13 protein-coding genes and 1 pseudogene are annotated in these 16,796 nt (G+C 70.5%); all 14 read right to left on the bottom strand.

All coding sequences use genetic code 11. The features are described from left to right. Positions 1 to 716 (bottom strand): annotated as a pseudogene (locus JWR86_RS16345) (NAD-dependent DNA ligase LigA); the annotation flags it as partial. Between the two features lie 100 nt (positions 717 to 816). After that, positions 817 to 2,484: a DNA repair protein RecN gene (gene recN, locus JWR86_RS16340; protein ID WP_299567432.1), complete on the bottom strand. Its 1,668-nt coding sequence runs from the start codon at positions 2,482 to 2,484 to the stop codon at positions 817 to 819. Positions 2,485 to 2,496: 12 nt separating this feature from the next. Continuing rightward, positions 2,497 to 3,393, bottom strand: a complete 897-nt coding sequence (locus JWR86_RS16335) for an outer membrane protein assembly factor BamD (protein WP_299567431.1) — start codon at positions 3,391 to 3,393, stop codon at positions 2,497 to 2,499. Between the two features lie 163 nt (positions 3,394 to 3,556). Next, positions 3,557 to 4,504: a UDP-3-O-acyl-N-acetylglucosamine deacetylase gene (gene lpxC, locus JWR86_RS16330; protein ID WP_299567429.1), complete on the bottom strand. Its 948-nt coding sequence runs from the start codon at positions 4,502 to 4,504 to the stop codon at positions 3,557 to 3,559. Positions 4,505 to 4,770: 266 nt separating this feature from the next. After that, positions 4,771 to 6,459 (bottom strand): cell division protein FtsZ, encoded by a 1,689-nt coding sequence (ftsZ, locus tag JWR86_RS16325; protein ID WP_299567428.1) that lies wholly within the window; start codon positions 6,457 to 6,459, stop codon positions 4,771 to 4,773. 71 nt (positions 6,460 to 6,530) lie between these two features. Next, positions 6,531 to 7,859: a cell division protein FtsA gene (gene ftsA, locus JWR86_RS16320; RefSeq protein WP_299567427.1), complete on the bottom strand. Its 1,329-nt coding sequence runs from the start codon at positions 7,857 to 7,859 to the stop codon at positions 6,531 to 6,533. Next, positions 7,856 to 8,848 (bottom strand): cell division protein FtsQ/DivIB, encoded by a 993-nt coding sequence (locus tag JWR86_RS16315; RefSeq protein ID WP_299567426.1) that lies wholly within the window; start codon positions 8,846 to 8,848, stop codon positions 7,856 to 7,858. Before JWR86_RS16315 ends, ftsA begins: the two co-directional genes overlap by 4 nt. Next, positions 8,815 to 9,750 (bottom strand): D-alanine--D-alanine ligase, encoded by a 936-nt coding sequence (locus JWR86_RS16310; protein ID WP_299567425.1) that lies wholly within the window; start codon positions 9,748 to 9,750, stop codon positions 8,815 to 8,817. The genes JWR86_RS16315 and JWR86_RS16310 overlap by 34 nt, the downstream gene beginning before the upstream one ends. Before the next feature lie 43 nt (positions 9,751 to 9,793). Next, positions 9,794 to 10,717 carry a UDP-N-acetylmuramate dehydrogenase gene (gene murB, locus JWR86_RS16305; RefSeq protein ID WP_299567433.1) on the bottom strand — a complete coding sequence of 308 codons (924 nt, stop codon included), beginning with the start codon at positions 10,715 to 10,717 and terminating at the stop codon, positions 9,794 to 9,796. Between the two features lie 29 nt (positions 10,718 to 10,746). Beyond that, positions 10,747 to 12,159, bottom strand: a complete 1,413-nt coding sequence (murC, locus tag JWR86_RS16300) for a UDP-N-acetylmuramate--L-alanine ligase (protein ID WP_299567424.1) — start codon at positions 12,157 to 12,159, stop codon at positions 10,747 to 10,749. A 22-nt stretch (positions 12,160 to 12,181) separates the two neighbouring features. Next, the gene (gene murG / locus JWR86_RS16295; protein WP_299567423.1) at positions 12,182 to 13,318 is read right to left on the bottom strand and encodes an undecaprenyldiphospho-muramoylpentapeptide beta-N-acetylglucosaminyltransferase; all 1,137 of its coding nucleotides are present in this window, start codon (positions 13,316 to 13,318) and stop codon (positions 12,182 to 12,184) included. Beyond that, positions 13,315 to 14,463 (bottom strand): putative lipid II flippase FtsW, encoded by a 1,149-nt coding sequence (ftsW, locus tag JWR86_RS16290; RefSeq protein WP_299567422.1) that lies wholly within the window; start codon positions 14,461 to 14,463, stop codon positions 13,315 to 13,317. The genes murG and ftsW overlap by 4 nt, the downstream gene beginning before the upstream one ends. A 72-nt stretch (positions 14,464 to 14,535) precedes the next feature. Beyond that, a complete protein-coding gene (gene murD, locus JWR86_RS16285; protein WP_299567421.1) occupies positions 14,536 to 15,924 on the bottom strand; it encodes a UDP-N-acetylmuramoyl-L-alanine--D-glutamate ligase in 1,389 nt (462 codons plus the stop codon). A 61-nt stretch (positions 15,925 to 15,985) separates the two neighbouring features. Next, the coding region (gene mraY, locus JWR86_RS16280) for a phospho-N-acetylmuramoyl-pentapeptide-transferase (protein ID WP_299567420.1) at positions 15,986 to 16,796 on the bottom strand (811 nt) is incomplete at its 5' end.

Here is a 16,796-nt window from a genome sequence, read left to right as displayed (position 1 = left end):
AAGCGGAGGGGCCGCGCCGCCGTCACGGCCACATTCTTCTGCCGCAGGCTGCCGGCCGCGCCGTTGCGGGGATTGGCGATGGCGGGCTTGCCGGCCGCGACCTGCTCGGCATTGATAGCCGCGAAGTCCGCGTGCGTAAGATAGACCTCGCCCCGCACCTCGAACACCTCGGGCAGGCCGCTGCCGGTCAGCGTCTTTGGAATGTCGGCCACGGCCTCGGCATTGGCCGTGACGTCCTCGCCGACCGTGCCGTCGCCCCGGGTGGTCGCCGCGACCAGGCGGTTGTTCTCATACCGGAGACTGAGCGACAGGCCGTCCACCTTGGGCTCGGCCGTGAACAGGAGCGGGGCCTCCTCGGCGAGATTCAGGAAGCGCCGGACCCGGGCCACGAAATCGGCCACCTCCTCGTCCGCATAGGCCTTGCCCAGCGACAGCATCGGCACCTTGTGCCGGCGCTTGGCGAAACGGTCGGAGGGCTTCGACCCGACGGTCGCGGTCAGGCTGTCGGGGGTGGCCAGTTCCGGATGGGCCGCCTCCAGCGCTTCGTAGCGGCGCCGCAGCGCATCGTATTCCCCGTCCGAGATGGTCGGCGCGTCGTCCTCGAAATAGAGCCGGTCGTGCTCCCGGAGCTCGACGCCGAGCCGGGCGTGCTCGGCCGCCTCGGGGCTCGGATCGTCGCGCGAAACGGCTGGGCTGGCTTTCGGCGGCTTCGGCATGGGCTGACTCGAACAGGGCCGCCCGCCCTATAACCCGACCCGCCGCAAAGCCACTCCCCCGAGCCGGACACGGGCCGGGGAAGCGGCCGAGCCGGCGCGCTTAGACCTGACCCGCCTCGAGCAGCCGGCCCGCCGCTGCGCGGGCTTCTTCCGTGACCTGGGCGCCGGCCAGCATGCGGGCGATCTCCTCGCGCCGTGAGCCGGGTTCCAGCACCGACACCTCGGTCTGGACGCGGCCGGCGCGGCCTCCGGCCGCCGCCTTGGCGATCAGAAAATGGCTCGACGCGCGCGCCGCCACCTGGGGGGCATGCGTGACCGCCATCACCTGCACGCGCTCGGCCAGGCGGGCCAGGCGCTGGCCGATGGCGTCCGACACGGCGCCGCCGACACCGGTGTCGACCTCGTCGAAGACCAGCGTGGGTGCGGACCCCTTGTCGGCCAGCACCACCTTGAGGGCCAGGATGAAGCGGGACAGCTCGCCGCCGGACGCCACCTTCATCAGCGGCCCCGGCCGCGTGCCCGGATTGGTCTCGACCCAGAACTCGACGCGGTCGAACCCGGCCGGATCGCGGGAGGTGCGGTCCGTCTCGACCTGGGTGGTCAGCCGGGCGCGCCCGAGCTTCAGGGGCTGCAACTCGGCCGCGACCGCCCGGTCGAGCTTGGCGGCGGCCTTGATGCGCGAGGCTGACAGCGTCTCGGCCGCCGCCAGGTAGGCGGCTTCGGCGGCCGCGGCGGCGCGCGTGAGCCCAACCAACTCCTCCTCGCCCGCCTCGATGGCGGCATGCTGGGCCGCGAAGCGGTCGCGCGTGGCGGAGAGCTCGTCAGCCGGGCAGGCATATTTGCGGGCGGCGGCCCGGAGCGCGAACAGCCGCTCCTCCGTCCGCTCCAAATCGCCGGGATCGAACTCGGCCGCCCGGACGGCCTCGGCCAGGGCCGCCTCGGCCTCGTCGAAACTCACCAGCAGCGCGTCGAGCGCCGCGACCGGGCGGGCGAGAATCGCTTCGGCCGTGCCGGAGCGGCGCTCGAGCTTGCGCAGGGCGGCGAGCAGATTCGGCACCGGGGCGGCCAGCGCTTCGGCCGCGTCGGCGAGATCGGCCGCGACCTTCTCCGCGCCTTGCATGAGCTGCCGGCGCTCGCCGAGCGCGGCCTCCTCGCCGGGCTCGGCCGAGAGCGCGGTCAGTTCCTCGACGGCATGGGCCAGGAACTCGCGCTCCCGGCGCACCTCGTCCATGCGGCTCTCCGCGGCCGTGAGCGCCGCGCGGGCCTCCCGCAACCGGCGCGCCGCCTCGGCCACGGCGCGGGCCTCGGCTGCGAGCCCGGCATGGCCGTCCAGGATGGCCCGGTGGCTGGCGGGATCGACCAGCGCCCGGTCGGCATGCTGGCCGTGGATCTCGACCAGCGCGGCCCCGATCGCCCGCAAGGTCTGCACGCCGGCCGGTTGGTCGTTCACGAGAGCGCGGGTGCGGCCGTCGGCGAACTGGACGCGCTTCAGGATCAGGTCGCCCTCGACGTCGAGCTCCGCCGCTTCGGCGAGGCGCCGGGCCGGATGGCCGGCCGGGACGTCGAAGACGGCGATGACCTGCCCCTGGGCCTCACCGTGACGGACGAGAGCCCCGTCGCCGCGCCCCCCAAGGGCGAGCGCGAAGGCGTCGAGGAGGATGGACTTGCCGGCCCCCGTCTCGCCGGTCAGGACCGTGAGGCCCTTCGGGAAGCGGAGGTCCAGCCTTTCGATCAGGACGATGTTGCGGATGGAGAGTTCGGCCAGCATGCGCGGCCGGCTCTACTCTCCGACCACGGCGACCTTCAGACCCTTGAAGGAGCGGCTGATCCAGGAACCCGAATCCTCGCGCGGCTCAAGCCCGCCCGAGCGCAGCAGCGCGTAGGCATCCTTGTACCATTGGCTGTCCGGGAAGTTGTGCCCGAGCACGGCCGCGGCGGTCTGCGCCTCCCCGGTCAGGCCGAGGGCCATGTAGGCCTCCGTCAGACGCTGCAGCGCCTCCTCGACATGGCGGGTGGTCTGGTACTTGGCGACCACGTCGCGGAAGCGGTTGATCGCCGCCGTGTAATTGCGGCGCTCCAGGTAATAGCGCCCCACTTCCATGTGGTTGCCGGCGATCTGGTCGCGCGCCACCTGGATGCGGTAGCGCGCATCGCTGACATATTCCGAGGACGGGTAGCGCTGCACCAGTTCCGTCAGCGCCGCGAGCGCCTTCTCGGCCCGCTCCTGGTCACGCGTGGTGTCCGGGATCTGGTTGAAGTTCGACATCGCGTAGAGGTACTGCGCGTAAGCCGCATCCTTGGTGTTCGGATACTTGCTGACGTAGCTGCGCGACGCCGTGATCGCGTCGTCCCAGCGCTGCCCCTCGTAATTGGCGTAGGCCTCCATGATGAGGCCTTTGCGCGCCCATTCCGAATATGGGTAGTTGCGGCTGAGGTCGGAAAACCGCTTGGCCGCGCCCTCATGGTCGCTGTTGCGCATGCGGCTGAGGCCCTGGTCGTAGATCTTCTCGGCCGGGACGTCGTTGACGACCTTCATCTCGTATTTTTCGGCCGAGTCGAACGGGTTGATCGACGCGAGCGTGTCGCACCCGGCGAGCCCGGCGCCCGCGGCCGCAACCAGCGCGGCCCGGAGGGCGCGAGCGGCGCCCCGTCGCGAGGCAACGATGTCGGAGAACATGCGGCGTCGGCCTTCCATTACTCGTGGCGCAGCGGCGGCAAGCCGCCCAGTCTGGCAGGTCGACCTACGGAATCCATGCGGGATCAGCTATGACCTCGCCGCCACACCCTGCCCGAACCGTCCTGGCGGTCCAGGTCTCGTGCCGTGCAGCCGCGGCCTCGCCTCAGTGCAGATCGGGCGCGTAGGCCGGGACGGCGATGCCGTTCCCGATTTCCGCATAGCCCGATTCACGCCGAGCCCCGCCATCGACGATCGCGTAGTTCGCCCGGTCGGAGAAAAGCTCCTCCAAGACGGCGACATTGAGGCGATGGCCGCTGCAATAGGAGCGGTAGGTGGCGAGCAGGGAATAACCGGCCAGGGACAGATCGCCGACCGCGTCCAGCATCTTGTGGCGGACGAACTCGTCGGCGAAGCGCAGACCTTCGGGATTGATGACATGGTCGTCGCCGATCGCGACGGTGTTCTCGAGCGAGGCGCCGAGCGCGAAACCGGCCTTCCAGAGCTTCTCGACATCGCCGATGAAGCCGAAGGTGCGGGCCCGGGCGATCTCGGCCCGGTAGGTGGCCGGGGAGAGGTCCACCACCTTGCGCTGGCGCCCGATGATCGGGTTTTGAAACTCGATCTCGACATCGAGCCGGAAGCCCTTCGGATTGGGCAGGAGCTCGGCCGAGCCGATGCCCTTCTCGACCCGCACCGGACGCAGCACCTTGAGCTGCTTGCGGGCGACCCGGCTGCGTACGACGCCGACCCGGTCCATGGCTTCGACGAAGGCAGACGCACTGCCGTCCAGGATCGGGACCTCGGGACCATCGATCTCGACCAGGCAATTGTCGATGCCTAGGCCGCACAGCGCCGACATGAGGTGCTCGATGGTGGCAACCGCACCCGATTCCTTCTGGCCGATCACGGTGCAGAGTTCGGTGGCGGTCACGGAGGCGAAACGGGCCTGGATCAGGCGGTCAGAGCCATTGGGGAGGCCGGTCCGGAGGAACACGATGCCATGGTTGGCCTGCGCCGGATGCAGGTGGAGGTTGACGGTCCTGCCGGAATGGACACCGATCCCCGACAGCAGCACAGGGGCGCCCAGAGTGGCTTGAAGACTCGATTTCATTCGCTCACCTCGGGCCGAATCCCATTGCGGCCGGACTCATGGTCCGCCAGCTTCGTGGTCTCGCCCGTTTGATGCCCCGGTCACGGGCGCCGTCCTTGTCACGCGGACGCGCTGCCCATCAACATGTGCACTGGAACCTTAGTGCGTCCGCGGAATCCAACCAAATCACGCTTGGTTACCGTCTGTTACAATCCCGTTTCAGCCGTTGACGCCGCACGCAAAACGGCCCCGAACCGGAGTTCGGGGCCGCTGCGGCGTCGGTCGGTTCAGCTCTGGTGGCGGCGCAGGAAGGCCGGGATCTCGAGGTGATCCTCCTCCGGCCGGGCCGGGGGAGCCGACCGGCCCTGGGCGTCGAGATTCCCCGTGGCCACCCGGTAGGGCGAGTGGGTCGGCGCGCGCTTGGCGTATTCCGCGTGGCTCGCCGGAACCATGCGGCTGACGGGCGGCTCGGCCTGGGGCTGAGGCGGCAGGGGGGCCGGCTCGGGGTAGCTCATGGCCGGCGGCGGCGAGGAGGGCTCTTCGCGGCGGCCGAAACCGACCGTGGCGAGCTTGCCGAGCAACCCGCGCGCCTGCTGGCCGATGCCTTCAGCCTCCCCCCGGTGGGCCCGGAGCTTCTTCTGGGCCGGCTGCGGCAGCTCTTCGATACGCGGCATGCGGGGCATGCGAACCGCCCGCTCGGGCTCCGGCGGCAGGAAGTGGGACGGCAGCGGAGCATCGCTGCGGCCCTCGGGCTGGGACGACTGCGCGACGGGCTCGAAGCCCGCGCCCTTGCCGGACACCGGGGTCAGCGTGACGTCCTGGTGGACCACGCTGGAGACGGACCCGTCGGAGCCGGCGCCCATCGGGCCTTCCGGCTTGCGGCTCTGCGTGGAGATCTCGGCCGGGCGGCCGCCTTCCGGGGTGGTCGCCTGCATGCGGGCCTGGGCCCGCAGCCGCTCGGCCACTTCCGCGATGCGCTGCTCGGTCGCCGAGAGCGGCGATTCCGCCAGCGCCGGCTGGTCGATGCCGGTCGCCACGACGCTCACCCGAATCGTGCCCTCGAGCGATTCGTCGAAGGTGGCGCCCAGGATGATGTTGGCCTCGTTGTCGACCTCCTGGCGGATGCGGGTGGCCGCCTCGTCCAGCTCGTAGAGGGTGAGGTCGCGGCCGCCCGTGATGGAGATCAGCAGGCCGCGGGCACCCTTCATGGACACCTCGTCGAGGAGCGGATTGGCGATCGCCGCTTCCGCCGCCCGGTTGGCGCGCTTTTCGCCGCTCGCCTCGCCGGTGCCCATCATGGCCTTGCCCATGCCCCGCATGATCGCCCGCACGTCGGCGAAGTCGAGGTTGATCAGGCCTTCCTTGACCATCAGGTCGGTGATGCAGGCCACGCCCGAATAGAGCACCTGGTCGGCCATCGCGAAGGCGTCGGCAAAGGTGGTCTTCTCGTTGGCGACCCGGAACAGGTTCTGGTTCGGGATGACGATCAGCGTGTCGACATGCTGCTGCAGCTCTTGCACGCCGGCCTCGGCCACCCGCATGCGGCGCACGCCCTCGAACTGGAAGGGCTTCGTCACGACGCCGACGGTCAGGATGCCCATCTCGCGGGCCGCCCGGGCGATCACGGGGGCGGCGCCGGTGCCGGTGCCGCCGCCCATTCCGGCCGTGATGAAGGCCATGTGCGAGCCGGAGAGCTGGTCGCGGACCTCGTCCATGACCTCCTCGGCGGCAGCGCGGCCGACCTCGGGCTGGGAGCCCGCGCCCAGACCCTGGGTCACCCCGAGGCCCATCTGGATGATGCGCTCGCAGCGCGACGAGGACAGCGCCTGGGCGTCCGTATTGGCGCAGACGAAGTCGCAGCCCATGAGGCCCGACTCGATCATGTTGTTGACCGCATTCCCGCCCGCGCCACCGACGCCAAAGACAGTGATGCGCGGCTTCAGTTCCCGGATATCCGGGGCTTGCAGATTGATCATGACTTAAGCCCTCTCCCCGGCCCCGTGACCGGCGTTATTTGCTGTGAAGGCGGCCCGCGCCGTCCCCGTTGTTAGAAACTTTCTCGAAACCATCGTCCAACTCGTTCCACGTAACCGCCCTCGCTTGCCCCGCCGAACAAGCCGTTCCGGCGCGGCTCGAAATGCTCGATATGCGCGACCTGGGGGTAGACGAGCAGGCCGACCGCGGCCGAGAAGCTCGGCCCCTTGCCGGCCTCCGGCAGGCCCCTGATCCCGAGCGGCCGGCCGATGCGGACCTCGCCGTCCAGGATGCGGCGTGCGACCTCGGGCAGGCCCAGCAGCTGGCTCGCCCCACCGGTGAGCACGATGCGCCGCCCGGCCTGGGCGGCGTAGCCGGCGTTGCGCAGGCGGTCGCGCACGAGTTCGAGGATCTCCTCGACGCGCGGCCGGATGATGCGCACGAGCTGCGCGCGGGGGACGTGGCGGACGACCTCCCGCTCGTCGTCGTCGCCCATATGGGGCACGGCAACCATGTCGCGGTCGTCCGATCCCGAGGAGATCGCCGTGCCGTAGAGCGTCTTCAGCCGCTCGGCCGCCGAGACCGTGGTGGTGAGCCCGCGGGCCAGGTCCATGGTGATGTGGTGGCCGCCGACCGCGATCGCGTCCGCATGGACCAGATGGCCGTCCGAGAAGACGCCGCATGAGGTCGTGCCGCCGCCAAGGTCGATCACCACCACGCCCATTTCGGCCTCGTCGTCCGCCAGGGTGGCGAGGCCTGACGCGTAGGGGGTGGCGACGACGGCTTCGACGTCGAGATGGCTGCGCTCGACGGCGAGCATCAGGTTGCGGGACGAGGCGGCCTCGGCGGTGACCACGTGCAGGTCCACGCCGAGCCGCTCGCCGATCATGCCGGCCGGCTCGACGATCTGGTTCTGGCCATCGAGCGAGAAGCCGGTCGGCAGGGCGTGCAACACGGCGCGGCCCGGACGGAGCGTGTGGTTGCTGGCGACTTCCAGCACGCCACCGATGTCGGACGCGCAGACCATGCCGGACCGCACGGGGACGTGGGCGGCGAAATGGTGGGAGGCGAGCCGCCCGCCGGTCAGGTTGACGATGACCGACTGCACCTCGACGCCCGCCATGCGCTCGGCCGCGTGGATGGCCGGCCGGATGGCGCTCTCGGCCGCTTCGAGATCCACCACGGCGCCGCCCTTCAGGCCGAGCGAGCGCTGGTGGCCGATGCCGAGGATGCGGGGCAGATGGGTGCGGCCGCGCAGGGCCTCTCCCTCCGGCACGGGCCTGAGCTCGGCGATCAGGCAAACGACCTTGCTGGTGCCGATGTCGAGGACAGAGAGCGTCGCCGTGCGCCGAGGCGGCAGCGGACGCAGGCGCGGGGTCAGTCCGTGGTCCTGCAGGCTCACGTCTCGATTCCCTTCACGCCGCGCTGCAAGCGCTTCTTGACGGCTTCTGCCCGGGCGGCCGCGGCCTCCTCGGTCAGCCGCACAACGACCCGGTCCGCCATGCGGAGGTCGATCGTGAGCACGTCCTTGCTCAGGATCGCGGCCTCACGCTCGAGCCGCACGAGACGGGTCATGGCCGCGACGGCCCCCTCTTCGGGCAGCCGCACGTCGAGTCCGTTGTCCATTTTGAGGGTCCAGCGCCGGCCGGAAACCAGCATGCCGGCCCGCACCCTGGTCCGCAGCGGCCCGGCGGCATCCAGCAGCGCCAGGTAGCCGGGCGCAGCGATGTTGGCTTTGTCGCCGACCACCAGCGGCAGCATGGCCAGCGAGCGGTCGCGGAGCCGGTCGATCGCGGTGCCGTCGCGGGCGATCACGAACAGCTCGCCGTCGCGCTGCCACAGGGCGTAGGGCTCGCGTTCGGACAGATTGATGATCACCTCGCCCGGATACAGCTTCCGGATCTCGGCGCTCTGGATGAAGGGGTCGGCCAGCAGCCGGTCGCGGGCCGTGGCGGCGCTCAGGAAGGGCAGCGAGCTGCGGGGCGTGATCCCGGCGAGGTCGAGAATGTAGCTCTCCGGCAGCCGGCCCAGCCCCGAGATGGTGATCTTGTCGACGCCGAGGCCGACCGAACGGGCGATGATGTCACGCGGGTCGCCGTAATGGCTGACCAGTTCGTCGTACTGGCCGTTCAGCACCAGGCCGTAGGCCCCGACCAGGCCGAAGAAGCCGAGCGCCAGGCCGGTGCCGGCGAGGCGCGGAATGCGCCGGGCCAGCGGCACGGCGACCGAGTTGCGGCGCCGGCGGCGCAGCGACGCGAAGGGCGGAGACAGGCGGAGAAGGTGCCCCGAAAGGCGCGCGACGAGGCTGGGCCGCGCCGCCGAGGACGGGCGAAAGCCGCCGCTTCCGGCGAAGCCGGTCAGCGGTTCAAGGACGCGTCCTCCACCATCCATCGCACGAGCTCGCCGAACGTATAGCCTGCATAGGCCGCCATCTCGGGCATCAGGGACGTTGCCGTCATCCCAGGCTGGGTGTTGACCTCCAGCACGACGACCTCGCCCGTGCCGTCGGGCGTGTCGTCGTATCGAAGGTCGGTGCGGCTGACGCCGCGACACCCGAGTGCTTGATGCGCCGTTAACGCCAACTCTTGGACCCTCTGGTAAATATTTGGTTTAAGATCGGCTGGCAGGACGTGGATCGAGCCCCCCTCGGCGTATTTGGCGTCGTAGTCGTAGAACACCCCCGTCGCCGGGCGAATCTCGATGACTCCCAAGGCCTTATCCCCGATTACCGCACACGTGAGTTCACGTCCGGGAATGAACCGTTCGACCAGAACCTCCTCGCCATAGGCCCAATCCGCGCGGCCGATTTCCTGCGGTGGGTGGCTCCGTTCGTCCCGAACAATGATCACGCCGACCGACGACCCCTCGGTGACCGGCTTCACCACGTAGGGCGGCGGCAGCACGTGCCGCAGGGCCGCCTCGCTCCGGCGCACGACCATGCCGTCCGGCACCGGCACACCCACCGATCGGAGCACCTGCTTGGCCCGCTCCTTGTGCATGGCGAGGGCGGAGGCGAGGACGCCGGAATGGCTGTAGGGGATGCTGAGGAGCTCCAGCAGGCCCTGCACCGTTCCGTCCTCGCCGTAGCGGCCGTGCAGGGCGTTCAGGGCCACGTCGGGCCGCACCGCCTGGAGCACCCGGGCGACGTCCTTGTCGACGTCCACCGGCGTCACCCGGTAGCCTTGCTCCTGCAGCGCCTTGCAGCAGGCTCGGCCCGAGCTGAGGGACACCTCTCGCTCGGCCGACCAGCCTCCCATCAGGACGGCGACGTGCTTGGGGGCGATGGTGGCCATCTGGCAACTCTCGTGCGGACGGAGGTGTCGAAAGAGGTGAGCTTTAGCGACCGCCCACGTGCGGTCCAACGCCGATTCGCCGGATCTCCCAGGCCAACTCGATCCCGGTCGCGTCCCGGACGCGATCGCGGACCTCCTCGCCCAGGCCCTCGATCTCGGCCGCGCTGGCCCCGCCATGGTTGATCAGGAAGTTGCAGTGCAGCTCCGAGACCTGGGCCGCGCCGCGGCGCAGGCCGCGGCATCCGGCCTCGTCGATCAGCTCCCAGGCCTTGCGGCCGGGCGGGTTCTTGAAGGTTGAGCCGCCGGTGCGGGTGTTGACCGGCTGGGTCGAGGAGCGGGCCTCGGTGATCGCCGCCATGGCGGCCAGGATCGCGGCCGGGTCGCCGGGCCGCCCCTGGAACAGGGCTTCGGTGAAGATCAGCTCCTCGGACGCCCCGCAATGGCGGTAGGTGTAGCTGAGCTCTGCGAGGGAGAGCGTCACCGCCCTGCCCCGTCGGTCGAGCGCGCGGGCCTCGACCAGGACGTCGGCCGTCTCGCCACCATAGGCGCCGCCGTTCATCCGCAGCGCGCCGCCGATCGTGCCCGGGATGCCGCGCAGAAACGTCAGGCCGTCGATGCCGGCGTCCGCCGCGGCGCGCGCCACCTTGACGTCGGCCGCACCCGCCCCGGCCCGGACCCGGTGTCCGGACTCGACCGCGATGGTGCCGAAGCCGCGGCCGAGACGGATCACCACACCCGGCACGCCCCCGTCCCGCACGAGCAGGTTGGAGCCGAGCCCGACCACCAGCACCGGCAGGTCAGACGGGCAGCCGGCCAGGAACAGGGCGAGGTCGTCGTCGTCAGCCGGCGTGAACAGCACCTCGGCCGGGCCGCCGGTCCGAAACCAGGACAGCGGCGCCAGAGGCGCGTTTGCTTCGAGCGCACCCCGCAGACCGGGAATGGCGGAGCGAAGCGAGTCCAGGAGAATGCATCCGTCTCCGGGCGGGAGCGCGCACGTCACGCGGCGGCCCCGAGGCCCTCCAGCTCGCCCGGAAGCGCGTAGGCCCATTGCGTGATGTTGCCGGCGCCGAGGCAGACCACGTAGTCGCCCGGCTTTGCTTGGCCCCGCACGAGGCCGGCCAGCTCCTCCGACTTGCCCAGCGCCATGACGTTGCGGTGCCCGCGCGACTTGAGCCCGGCGACCAGCCCGTCCCGGTCGGCTCCCGGGATCGGCTGCTCGCCGGCCGCATAAACCGGCGCCACGATCACCGTGTCGGCATCGTTGAAGCAGGTGCAGAAATCCTCGAACAGCGAGTGCAGCCGGGAGTAGCGATGCGGCTGCACGACGGCGATGACCTGCCCGTCGGTCGACGCGCGGGCCGCCTTGAGCACGGCCTGGATTTCCACCGGATGGTGGCCATAATCGTCGAAGATCGCGACGCCGTTCCACTCGCCCGTGCGGGTGAAGCGGCGCTTCACGCCGCCGAACCCGGCGATGCCGCGCCGGATCGCTTCGGGCGAAATGCCGAGTTCGTGCGCCACCGCGATGGCGGCCGTGGCGTTCAGGGCGTTGTGCATGCCGGGCATCGGCATCTCGAGGCCGTCGAGCTCCAGCCGGTAGCCCGGGCGGCGGTCGCGGATCAGCACTCGGAAGCGGGAGCGGCCACCCTTTTGGTCGATGTCGATCAGCCGCACGTCGGCCTGCGGGTTTTCGCCGTAGGTGATGACGCGGCGGTCCTCGATGCGGCCGACCATGTCCTGCACCACCGGGTGGTCGATGCACATCACGGCGAAGCCGTAGAACGGGATGTTGTCGATGAAGGACCGGAACGCGTCCTTGATGGCGTCGAAGGACTGGAAATGGTCCAGATGCTCCGGGTCGATATTGGTCACGATGGCGACATCGGCCGGCAGCTTCAGGAACGTGCCGTCCGACTCGTCGGCCTCCACCACCATCCAGTCGCCGGTGCCCATGCGGGCATTGGTGCCATAGGCGTTGATGATGCCGCCGTTGATCACGGTCGGGTCCATGCCGCCGGCGTCCAGCAGCGTCGCCACGAGCGAGGTCGTGGTCGTCTTGCCATGCGTGCCGGCGATCGCGACGCAGGACTTGAAGCGCATCAGCTCGGCCAGCATCTCGGCCCGACGCACCACCGGCAGGCGGCGCTCGCGCGCGACCGTGAGTTCCGGGTTGTCGCGCTTGATGGCCGTCGAGACCACCACCACGGCGGCCCCGTCCACGTTCCCGGCCTCGTGGCCGATGAAGGTCCTGACGCCCTTCTCGGCGAGACGCCGCACGTTGTAGTTGTCGGACGCATCCGAGCCCTGCACCGTGTAGCCGAGATTGTGCATCACCTCGGCGATGCCGGACATGCCGATGCCGCCGAGGCCGATGAAGTGAATGGGGCCGAGCTTCGGGGGCAGCTTCATCGGGTATGTCCTGCTGGCAGCCTCATATCCCGCCGCCCTCCTGTTGCAGGCCGGGGACCGGGATGTGGCCGAGAGTCATGACGACGGCGGCCAGGCGCTCGGCCGCATCGGTCACACCGGCGCTCTTCGCCGCCTCAGCGGCCCGGGTCAAGCCGGCCGGGTCCGCCAGGGCGGCCGCGATCACGGCTGCGAGGCGCTCGGCCGTGAACTCGGTCTGGGGCAGCACCGTGGCGGCCCCCGACTCGCCGAGGCTGCGGGCATTCGCGGCCTGGTCCTGGTCGAGCGCGCCGGGCAGCGGCACCAGCACGGAGGGTCGGCCGATGGCGGCCAGCTCGGCCACCGTGGAGGCGCCCGAGCGGGCGATCACGAGATGCGCGTCCGCGATGCGGGCCGGCAGATCCTTGAAGAACGGCGCGATCTCGGCCGCGATGCCGGCCGCCAGATAGGCGGCCCGGACGGCCTCGGCGTCCTCCGGCCGCGCCTGCTGGACGAGGCGGAGCCGGGCCCGGCTTTCCGCCGGCAGGGAGCTGAGCGCCGCCGGCACGATCTCGCTCATCACCCGGGCGCCCTGGCTGCCGCCGAACACGGCGAGCCGGAGGAGGCCGCCGGGCTCGGGCGCGGCATAGGGGATGCGGGCGGCCTCGATCACCGCCGGACGGACGGGATTGCCCGTGTGGTAGCGCTTGGCGGCCATCGCGTCCGGGATGCCGCTGACGCTGGCGAAGCCGGTTGCAACGGCCGACACGCGGCCGAGCAGGAACCGGTTCGCCCGGCCGATCACGCCGTTCTGCTCGTGGATCAGGGTCGGGATCTGCAGCACGGCGGCGGCGAAGACCGGCGGCACGGTCGGATAGCCACCGAACCCGACGACGCAGGCGGGGCGGTCGGCCCGCAGCAGCGGCAGAGCCCGCAGCACGCCCTGCCCCAGCCTGATCGCGGCCAGCCCCTTGGCCAGGAGCGAGCCGCCGGACGGGGTCGCGGACGGGATCTGCATGACCCGTTCGGCCGGGAAGGTCCGGGCGATCTCGCCGACGCGCCCGTCGGTTGCGAGGGCAACCCGCATGCCGAGCCGGTTCAGTGCGACGGCCAGCGCCTCGGCCGGGAACAGGTGCCCGCCCGTTCCGCCGGCGGCCAGGACGACGAGGGGCGGCCGGGTCACGGCCGGGTCCGCCCCGCCGGAACGAGCCGGTCCAGCATCTCGGCCCGCGGCCGCCGCCGCGTCAGCGCCAGGAGGAAGCCCATCCCGAGCGCGAGCGACAGCAACGACGAGCCGCCATAGGAGACGAAGGGCAGGGTCATGCCCTTGGCCGGCATGAGGTGCACGTTGACCATCATGTTGATGCAGGCCTGCAGGCCGAACATCAGGACCAGCCCCGTGACGGCCAGGCGCACGAAGCATTCCTCGCTCCGGCGCGCGAGCGCGAGTCCGCGCAGGACGATGAAGGCGAAGATTCCGAGCACGGCGATGCAGACGACGACGCCGAATTCCTCGCCGGTGACGGAGAAGATGAAGTCCGTATGGGCGTCCGGCAGGATGCGCTTGATGCTGCCCTCCCCCGGGCCGCGGCCGAACCAGCCGCCCTTGGAAAAGCTCTCGAGGGCTGTCGCGACCTGGAAGCTGTCGCCCGAATCCTTGTTCAGGAAGCGCTCGAACCGTTCGCGCACGTGCGGCAGGAGGGTGTAGGCGGCGAAGACGCCGACGAGGCCCGCCCCGCCGAGCCCGGCCACCCACAACCAGTGCAGCCCGGCCACGAAGAAGAGCCCTCCCCAGGTGATCGCGACCAGCATGGTCTGGCCGAAATCCGGCTGGAGAATGAGCGGCACGACGGTGGCGGGCAGAAGCAGAATGGCCAGCAGCGCCCCCGGCATGTCCCGCCGCCGGGCGCCTTCCGAGAAGGCCCAGGCGGCCAGGACCACGAAGGCGGGCTTCACGAATTCGGACGGCTGGATGCCGAGCGGGCCAATGGCGATCCAGCGATGCGCCCCCTTGATCTCGGGCCCGAAATGGAGCGCCAGGATGCAGAGCGCGATGCTGGTCGCGTAGACCCAGAGCGCGACGCGCCGCACCATCCGGAGCGACAGAAACGACACGCCGACCAGGATCATCAGGGCCGGGATGAGGTAGAGCACCTGCCGGTTGACGAAGTGGAAGGGAGACAGCCCGAGCCGTTCAGCGACCGGGGGCCCGCCCGCCATCAGAAACACCAGCCCGGCCACCATAAGGGCGACGAGCGCAGCGATCAGCGCCCTGTCCACCGTCCAGAGCCAGTCGCCAAAATAGGTCCGTTCAGCGCGCGAGGACATGGCGGAACTCCTGTCGTGCCGTGGCACTCTCGGCCCGGGCCGGGCGAGAGAAAAGTGTGCGAGGCCCCGCCGTCACGGGCGAGCCAGACCGGGCAGGGCCCGGACGAGATCGCGGAAATGGTCGCCGCGGGTCTCGAAGCTCCGGTACTGGTCGTAGGAGGCGCAGGCGGGAGAGAGCAGCACCACGGGATCCGGATGCGGGGAGGCCGCGGCATCGGCCGCAGCCGCGGCGACAGCGCGGTCGAGCGTGCCGCAATGCAGGTAGGGGGCAGCCCCGTGCAGGGAGGCCGCGAAGGCATCCGCCGCCTCGCCGACCAGATACGCCTTGGCCACGCGGGGGAAGTAGGGGGCGAGCGACTCGATCCCGCCCTCCTTGGGCTTGCCGCCCAGGATCCAGAACACATGCTCGCAGGAGGCCAGCGCCTTTTCGGCCGAATCCGCGTTGGTCGCCTTGGAATCGTTGATGAAGACGACGCGGCCGAGCCGTCCGACCTCTTCCATGCGGTGCTGCAGCCCCGGGAAGGTGGCGAGCGCCGCCACCACGGCGCCCTCGTCGGCGCCGAGCGCGTCAGCGACGGCCAGCGCCACGGCGGCGTTCTGGGCGTTGTGGACGCCCCGCAACGACCCCACCCCCCTCAGGTCGGCGACCTGGCGGGTGATCGTCCCGGTGGTGCGGAAGACGCATGACCCCTCGTAGCGGTAGCCGTCGCCCGGCAGCAGCCCCTCGGTGATCGCGACCACGGGCCGGCCCGCTGCGACCAACTGGTCGTGGATGGCCCGGCTCGGCTCGTCGTCGACAACGATCACGGCGACCTCCGCCCCGGCCACCAATCGCGCCTTCACGGCGGCGTAATTCGCCATCGTGCCGTGCCGATCGAGATGGTCGGGCGTGATGTTCATCAACACGCCGACGCTGGGCGCGATCGACGGCGCGAGGTCGATCTGGAAGGACGACATCTCGATCACATGCGCCCGGTCCTCGGCCGGCGGCGCGAGGGACAGGATGGCGGTGCCGATGTTGCCGCCCATCTGCACGTCGCGACCGGCCAGCCGCAGCACGTGCGCGACAAGCGCCGTGGTGGTGGATTTCCCGTTCGTGCCCGTGATCGCCACGAAAGGGGCATCGGGCGCGAGATGCGCCCGCTCGCGGCAGAACAGCTCGACGTCGCCGATGATGTCGACGCCCGCCGCCCGCGCAAGATCCACGCTCCAATGCGGCTCGGGATGGGTGAGCGGCACGCCCGGTGACAGCACGAAGGCGTCGTAGCCCGACCAGTCGGCGGCGCGCAGGTCCCCGGTGTCGACGCCGTGGGCGCGCGCGGCCTCCATCCGGGCCGGATCGTCGTCGCTGGCGAGCACCCGCGCCCCGCCGGCCACGAGCGCGCGCGCCGTGGCGAGGCCCGACCCGCCGAGCCCGAACAGCGCCAGGCGGCGCCCCGCCATGCAGGTGACGGGCGTCATCTTGCGCGCCCTCCCCCACCGGAGCGGGCGCCTGTCGCGGTTGTCCCGATCGCCACTGGGCTCACCGCAGCTTCAGTGTGGAAAGGCCCACCATCGCGAGCACGACCGCGATGATCCAGAAGCGGATGACGACCTGCGCCTCCTTCCAGCCCTTCTGCTCGAAGTGGTGGTGGATCGGCGCCATGCGGAACACGCGCCGGCCCGTAAGCTTGAAGGACGCGACCTGGATGATGACCGAGAGCGCCTCGAGCACGAACAGCCCGCCCACGATCCCGAGCACGAGCTCGTGCTTGATGGCGACCGACACGGTGCCGAGCAGCCCGCCGAGCGCCAGCGATCCGGTGTCGCCCATGAACACCTGGGCGGGGGGCGCGTTGAACCAGAGGAAGCCGAGCCCCGCTCCGATCACCGCGCCGCAGACCACGGCGAGTTCGCCGGTGTCGCGCACGTAGTTCACCTGCAGGTAGCCGGCCGTGAAGACGTTGCCGACGAGGTAGGCGATGACGCCGAAGGTGCCGCAGGCGATCATCACCGGCACGATGGCGAGCCCGTCGAGTCCGTCGGTCATGTTCACCGAATTGCCGGCGCCCACGATGACGAAGGCGGCGAACAGCACGTAGAACCAGCCGAGGTTCAGCAGCGCGTCCTTGAAGATCGGGAAGGCGAGCTGATTCTGCAGGGTGGGCGGCGAGTAGACGGCGATGAGCGTGCAGGCCGCGATCGCGATGGCGGCTTCGAGCAGCAGCCGGAACTTGCCCGAGAAGCCCTTGTGCGACTGCTTCGTCACCTTGAGGTAGTCGTCGTAGAAACCGATCGCGCCGAAGCCGAGGGTCACCGCCAGAGTGACCCAGACATAATGGTTGCGCGGATTG

It is taken from the genome of Enterovirga sp. (assembly GCF_028290205.1).
Classification (GTDB): Bacteria; Pseudomonadota; Alphaproteobacteria; order Rhizobiales; family Beijerinckiaceae; genus Enterovirga.
Note: the sequence above shows the minus strand (reverse complement) of the source record. Positions and strands in the feature narration are given on the sequence as shown.

Excerpts from the sequence above, each read along its gene's own strand:
- recN (WP_299567432.1), bottom strand. The coding sequence starts at position 2,484 with ATGCTGGCCGAACTCTCCATCCGCAACATCGTCCTGATCGAAAGGCTG.
- JWR86_RS16335 (WP_299567431.1), bottom strand. The coding sequence starts at position 3,393 with ATGTTCTCCGACATCGTTGCCTCGCGACGGGGCGCCGCTCGCGCCCTC.
- lpxC (WP_299567429.1), bottom strand. The coding sequence starts at position 4,504 with ATGAAATCGAGTCTTCAAGCCACTCTGGGCGCCCCTGTGCTGCTGTCG.
- ftsZ (WP_299567428.1), bottom strand. The coding sequence starts at position 6,459 with ATGATCAATCTGCAAGCCCCGGATATCCGGGAACTGAAGCCGCGCATC.
- JWR86_RS16315 (WP_299567426.1), bottom strand. The coding sequence starts at position 8,848 with ATGGATGGTGGAGGACGCGTCCTTGAACCGCTGACCGGCTTCGCCGGA.
- JWR86_RS16310 (WP_299567425.1), bottom strand. The coding sequence starts at position 9,750 with ATGGCCACCATCGCCCCCAAGCACGTCGCCGTCCTGATGGGAGGCTGG.
- murC (WP_299567424.1), bottom strand. The coding sequence starts at position 12,159 with ATGAAGCTGCCCCCGAAGCTCGGCCCCATTCACTTCATCGGCCTCGGC.
- ftsW (WP_299567422.1), bottom strand. The coding sequence starts at position 14,463 with ATGTCCTCGCGCGCTGAACGGACCTATTTTGGCGACTGGCTCTGGACG.
- murD (WP_299567421.1), bottom strand. The coding sequence starts at position 15,924 with ATGACGCCCGTCACCTGCATGGCGGGGCGCCGCCTGGCGCTGTTCGGG.